We start from the raw sequence: 6,315 nt of genomic DNA on the forward strand, positions 1-6,315 counted from the left end.
AGGGGTTTTATCTATGAAAGAATATGTTATTGATGCAAATAATATGGATGAGAAAGAATTAAATCGCACCATAAAAGAACAGGCAGTATTTCATGATAAGCTCATTATTGATAATCCTGATTCCAGACACAATATCTGTGCAGGTTTAACTGAAGATGTAAGCATAGAAATAAATGGTTCTGTTGGTTATTTTGTTGGAACAATGGTCAACGAACCAAAGATTCACATCAAAGGAAATGCCGGTTGGTTTGCTGGAGATAATATGACCGAAGGGGAACTGATTATTGAAGGTACTGCTGGAGATGGTGCAGGACAGGGAATCTATGGTGGAACAGTAATAGTGAAAGGAAGCACAGGTTCAAGAACTGGAGAAATCATGAAAGGTGGAACAGTCATAATTGGTGGAAATAGCGGATTCATGACTGGATTGCTTATGATGGGTGGAAGACTTATCATACTGGGTGATGTAACCGATGATGTCGGTGAATCAATTATGAGGGGAACCATATATGTTCTTGGAGATGTTAAAAGTCTAGGAAAGAATGCTGCTATGGAAAAAGCCACACTTGATGATCAAAAGGAATTAAAAGAAATTTTGACTGAATACGGTTTTGAAATAGCTGATGAAGATTATGTGAATTTTAAGAAAATCGTTACTATACAATAGGAGCTAAAAAAATGAGCGAACATAGAATAGCTATGGTTGGAACACCATGTGAGATTATGGCAGCATCCAAACTGCAACATTATACGGATAGCCCTATTGATGTTAAACTGGGCTTGTTTTGTATGGAAAATTTTTCATATAAATACTTTGAAAATCTCTTGGAAGAGTATGATTTGAAGATGGATGATATTGAAAAATTCCAAATAGATAAGGGTTTTGTATTCTTATTATTAAAAACTAAAGAAACGGTAAAAATACCGCTTTCAATAGCCAAAAGGATAATCAGAAAAAACTGTAATATATGTGTCGAATTGACATCAGAAACATCAGATATTTCAGTAGGTTCCATAGGATCAGAGGATGGATGGTCAACATTAATAATCAGAACAGAAAAAGGTGAAGAAATTGTTAATGGAGCAATAGAACAAAATTTCATCGAAGCAAAGGACTTTACTGAATCACAATTTGATTTGCTGAATAAAATTGCAGATACTAAAATAAACAAAAATCTTGAAAATATAGAAAAAAGGGAATTTTTGGCAAGGCCTGTATTGTATCAAAGAAATAAATCAGATGATTCAATCAATAAAGAAATTTCAGAATCCCAATTCTTAGATTTGAAGTCTAATGTCATTGATGTTGGTGCATGTGTGCTTTGTGGAGCATGTGAATATGCATGTCCCGATAATTTAATAACAATTGATGATACGAAACCGATAATGAGAGGGGAATGTCCAGATGATTGTCATGCATGTTTTGCAGTTTGTCCAAGAACTTTCATACCTGAAAGTTTAAGAAATGACAGTTCAAAAGCAATCGGTGACTTTATTAAAGTATTTACAGTCAGATCTTCAAAACATAGCCAAGGTCAGGACGGTTCCATTGTAACAACATTATTGGACTATTTATTAACTAATGATATTATTACGGAAGCCGTCATTGTTGATAAGGATGATTATCTGGCATGGAAACCTTATGCAAAGATGACAAGTGATATCGATGAGGTCGTTAAATCAGGAGGAACAAAATATTCAGTTTGTCCTGTATTCAAGCCGTTAAGGAATATAAAAGAGGGGGTAAATTAGATGTCATTTACTGTTGAAAGAAAGCTGGAAATATGTAAACAGAATAATGATAGGCCTGGATGCTGCTGGTATTTATGTGATAACCCTAAAAAGTCAGCATGTAAAAACTGTTACAGCTGTTATTCAAATTGCCCTCACGGAGTATATGAAGTTATTAATGACGAACCGCTACCTATTCATCAGGAAAATTGTGTGGGATGCAAAATCTGTGAAGAAATGTGTCCGACTCATGCAATATATGTCAGACCTCTCGTTGATGAAGGTAGGGGAGTATGGTCAAATTCAACAATGGTTGAAATTAAACGTAAAAGCCAAACAGGATCCTATAAAGTACGTGGTTGTGGTTTAACTCGAAAAATCCCGACATTTGATGATTTAAGCATATTGCCTGCACAGGTATCAAGGCCTCCAATAGATTCATACAGAGAATCCTGTAAGACTTCAGTAGTTCTTGGAGATAGGTTTGCAGAAAATCCAATTGAAATAGATACTCCAATTATGATTGGAGCAATGTCTTTTGGTGCATTAAGTAAAGAAGCAAAAATAGCTTTAGCTATTGGAAGCAGTAAAGTAGGTTCAATAACCAACACCGGTGAAGGCGGAATGCTTCCTGAAGAAAGGCGTTATGCTGATAAACTAATTGCCCAATATGCATCAGGCCGTTTTGGAGTTTCAGCCAGTTATCTAAACAGTGCAGAAGCTGTTGAAATTAAAATTGGTCAGGGTGCAAAATCAGGAATGGGTGGACATTTACTTGCACATAAAGTAACTGCGGAAGTAGCTAGAGTTCGTAATATTCCTGAAGGAACCTCTGCATTAAGTCCTGCAAGACACATGGATATTGTCGGGCCTGAGGATTTAGGTATGAAAATTAATCAGTTAAGGGATATAACTGATTGGAAGATACCTATCATCGTTAAATTTGCTTCTGGTAGAGTAGAACAAGATGTAAAAATTGCAGCAAAAGCAGGTGCTGATATAATTGTAGTTGATGGTATGCAGGGAGGAACCGGTGCCGGACCTGAAGTAGTTACTGAACATTCAGGTATTCCTACAATAGAGGCAATAGTTAAAGCTGATGATGCTCTTAAAGACATAAATTTAAGAAGTGAAGTAAGTCTTGTAGCTGCTGGAGGAATAAGGTCTGGAGCTGATGTGGCAAAAGCAATAGCTTTAGGTGCAGATGCAGTATATATTGCAACATCTGCTTTGATTTCAATAGGCTGTAAGGTTTGTCAGAGCTGTTCTGAAGGTATTTGTCCGAAAGGTATTGCAACACAGGAAAGAGTGCTTAGAAGAAGATTGGACCCTATAAGAAAAGGTCAGCAAGTTGCAAATTATATAGAAGCAATGACTCAGGAAGTAACATCTTTAACTCAGCAGGCAGGAAATACCGATATAGAAAATCTTGAACGTCAAGATCTTGTTGCATTAACTATGGAAGCTTCACAATTAACGGGAGTACCAATGGTGAGCAAACGATATTAATTATTAATGTTACTATGGTGGTTAAAAATATTAAAATATAAAATTCGGAATGAAATTGGATTTTTAAAAAATTAAATAAATATTAGGAGATATTAATATGGCCGCATTCGATAGAATCAAATCAGGAATTCCTGGACTTGATAAAGCTTTAGATAATATTCGTTTGGGAGATAATGTAGTATGGAATGTTACGAATTTGCATGAATTTTCTTACTTTGTCGATCCTTATGTAAAGCAGGCAAAAGAAGACAATAGAAATTTAATATACATCAGATTTGCTAATCATCCTCCATTAATTGAAATGGATGAAGAAGATTTTAAGTTGCTTGAAATTGAACAGAATAATCCTGATACTGAATTTTGCATGATAGAACGTGATGGAATTAAGATATATCAGGTAAATCCATATAACCAATTTGAAACATTCACTTTGGAAGTTCACAGGATTATAGAAAAGGAAGGTTTTGACGCATTTTATGTTTTTGACTGTTTAAGTGACCTTCAGGCAGTTTGGTCAACGGATTTGATGATGGGTAATTTCTTTAAAGTTACTTGTCCATTTTTATTTCAACTGGATACAGTAGCATTTTTCCCAATTATTCGTGGTAGGCATTCATATGAGGCTATAGCCAAAATTCGTGAAACTACACAGCTATTACTAAATGTATACTCAAATTCTCCAGATGAACTCTATGTTGCTCCGCTGAAGGTATGGAACAGATATTCACAAACCATGTTTTTGGGACATAAATTCAACCCTAAAACGGGTTCCGTTAAAGTCTTGCAAGACGGTCAGGAGGTCAGCAAATATTATAAAACCATAAATTCTGATAAATATCAGGATGGACGAACCTTGGACAGTTGGGAAAGATACATGCTTCAGGTTAGAATGAAGTATGAGGAAGGCCAGAATATGGACGATGAATGTGAAAAGATTTGTGAGCTGATGATGACGAAAGACGAAAGGATGCTTTCTAAAATTAAGGAGTACTTTACTTTTGAGGATTATCTTACAATTTATGACCGTCGTGTAGGCAGCGGATTAGTCGGGGGTAAAACATGTGGAATGCTCTTGGCAAGAAAGATAATTGAAAAAAATTGTCCTGATATATACAACAATACTTTTGAACCTGATGATTCGTTCTATATAGGTTCAGATTTGTTTTACACATACATAGTTTCAAATGACTTGTGGGATCTTCGGGTAAAACAGAGAACCAAGGAAGGTTATTATAAATACGGAAAAGAGCTGGAGGAAGGCCTTAAGAATGGTACCTTTTCAGATGAGATTAAGAAAGCATTTATCCATATACTGGATTATTTCGGGCAAAACCCAATAATTGTCAGGTCAAGCAGTTTTCTTGAAGATGGATATGGAAATGCATTTGCAGGTAAATATGAATCTGTATTTTGTGTAAATAGAGGATCTCTTGAAGAACGTTTGGCTGCATTTGAAGATGCAGTAAAAGTGGTATATTCAAGTACAATGAATATTTCTGCTTTGGAATATAGGAAAATAAACGGTTTGGATGATACTGATGAACAGATGGCTCTTCTTGTTCAAAGAGTTTCAGGTTCCTATTATGGAGACTATCTATTCCCTACCGCTGCAGGTGTAGGATTTTCATACAGCCCATACTCTCCACTTCCGGACATGGATAACAGCAAAGGTATGCTGAGACTTGTAATGGGTCTCGGTACGAAAGCTGTCGACAGGACAAAAAAAGATTATCCTAGAATCATCAATCTTGATAAGCCTGAAGTAACCCTAATGAAGGATATAAAAGAAAAGCACAGATATTCTCAACATTATTTGGATGTCATTGACTTTAAAAACATTAGTTTGCACGATATTCCTGTTGATGACGGGTTGGATGTAATTCCTAGATATGCAAAAAGAGTTTTGGTCGAGCATGACCGTGAAGCAGAGAGGATGTTTCGTGAACGTGGCCAACGCCGTGAAATTGTATTTGTTAACTGTGAGGGAATTGTAAAGAATCAGGAATTTATTGAGGATATGAAAATAATCTTAAATACATTAGAAACAGCATATGACTACCCTGTGGACATTGAATATACAGTCAATGTTGGTGAAGACAGTTCATTCAACATAAACCTGCTGCAATGTCGCCCTCTTCAGGTTTCAACAAATAATGAAGCTATTGAGATGCCTGAAGATAAAAATGTCTTCTTCCATATCAAGGAATCTTCCATGGGTATGTCAAGAAAGAATACGATAGATACGATTTGCTATGTTGACCCCCACAAATATTATGAATATCCTTATGCTCAGAAAAGCTCAATATCTCGTGTAATTAGTGATGTAAACACTTATTGCAAAAATAATGATAAAAGAGCTATTTTGATTGTTCCAGGAAGAATTGGTACGTCTTCTCCGGAATTGGGTATTCCAGTTGTATTTGCAGACATTAGCCATTTCTCTGCAATTCTAGAAGAAGCATATAGTGAAGTCGGTTATATGCCTGAATTATCTTTTGGAAGCCATATGTTCCAGGATTTAGTTGAAGCCGAAATATATTATGGTGCATTATTTGAAAATGAGAAAAAGATAGAATTCAACAAAGACATGATTTTTGAACATCAAAATATCCTAAAAGATATAAATCCTAATTTAAATGATGATGTTTATGATATGATACAGGTTATAGACTTTGATGAAGATAAAGCCGAGTTATATCATGATATGAATAAGGATGAAACATTATGTATCTTCAAATAATTAGAGTGCATATGTTGTAATGAAAAACATTTCATTATTTTAGGGCGGAAGGGTGGGACATATGCCTATTTATTTGATTTGTTTTCAAATAAAAAATGTATGACAAAATTTCTGTGATTAATGGCCTTATTGGGTTTTTGATTTTATTTTTTCAATAGGGCTATTTTTCATATATTTTTTTTAAATTTTTCTCAAAATTGATATTTTGAATAAATTGAAATACTTATTTTAAGGAAATATTTTAAACACTTCATAATTTTGATTTAACTCATAACTTGGGTTTTATATAGTTTAAAATCAATAATAACTCTATGAAATTTAAAAGTGTAATTATA

General features: G+C 34.7%; 4 protein-coding genes. All 4 read left to right on the forward strand.

The genetic code is table 11. The features are described 5' to 3' along the window. Window positions 1-13 precede the first annotated feature (13 nt). The 4 genes from ACKI3Q_RS03590 (at window position 14) to ACKI3Q_RS03605 (ending at window position 5,980) form a co-directional block, all read left to right on the forward strand. A complete protein-coding gene (locus tag ACKI3Q_RS03590) occupies window positions 14-667 on the forward strand; it encodes a tributyrin esterase (RefSeq protein ID WP_407414339.1) in 654 nt (217 codons plus the stop codon). Between the two features lie 11 nt (window positions 668-678). After that, window positions 679-1,752, forward strand: a complete 1,074-nt coding sequence (locus ACKI3Q_RS03595; protein ID WP_407414341.1) for a Coenzyme F420 hydrogenase/dehydrogenase, beta subunit C-terminal domain — start codon at window positions 679-681, stop codon at window positions 1,750-1,752. Further along, entirely contained in the window at window positions 1,753-3,240 is a 1,488-nt protein-coding gene (locus tag ACKI3Q_RS03600; protein ID WP_407414343.1) for a glutamate synthase-related protein, read from the forward strand. Between the two features lie 97 nt (window positions 3,241-3,337). Beyond that, complete coding sequence (locus ACKI3Q_RS03605; protein WP_407414345.1) at window positions 3,338-5,980, forward strand: PEP/pyruvate-binding domain-containing protein; 2,643 nt, start codon at window positions 3,338-3,340, stop codon at window positions 5,978-5,980. The last annotated feature ends 335 nt before the right edge of the window (window positions 5,981-6,315 follow it).

The sequence above is a fragment of the Methanobrevibacter sp. genome (genome assembly GCF_045636185.1).
Classification (GTDB): Archaea; Methanobacteriota; Methanobacteria; order Methanobacteriales; family Methanobacteriaceae; genus Methanocatella.

Bases quoted from the DNA above. Each gene is read 5' to 3' on its own strand.
- ACKI3Q_RS03590 (WP_407414339.1), top strand. From the start codon at position 14: ATGAAAGAATATGTTATTGATGCAAATAATATGGATGAGAAAGAATTA.
- ACKI3Q_RS03595 (WP_407414341.1), top strand. From the start codon at position 679: ATGAGCGAACATAGAATAGCTATGGTTGGAACACCATGTGAGATTATG.
- ACKI3Q_RS03600 (WP_407414343.1), top strand. From the start codon at position 1,753: ATGTCATTTACTGTTGAAAGAAAGCTGGAAATATGTAAACAGAATAAT.
- ACKI3Q_RS03605 (WP_407414345.1), top strand. From the start codon at position 3,338: ATGGCCGCATTCGATAGAATCAAATCAGGAATTCCTGGACTTGATAAA.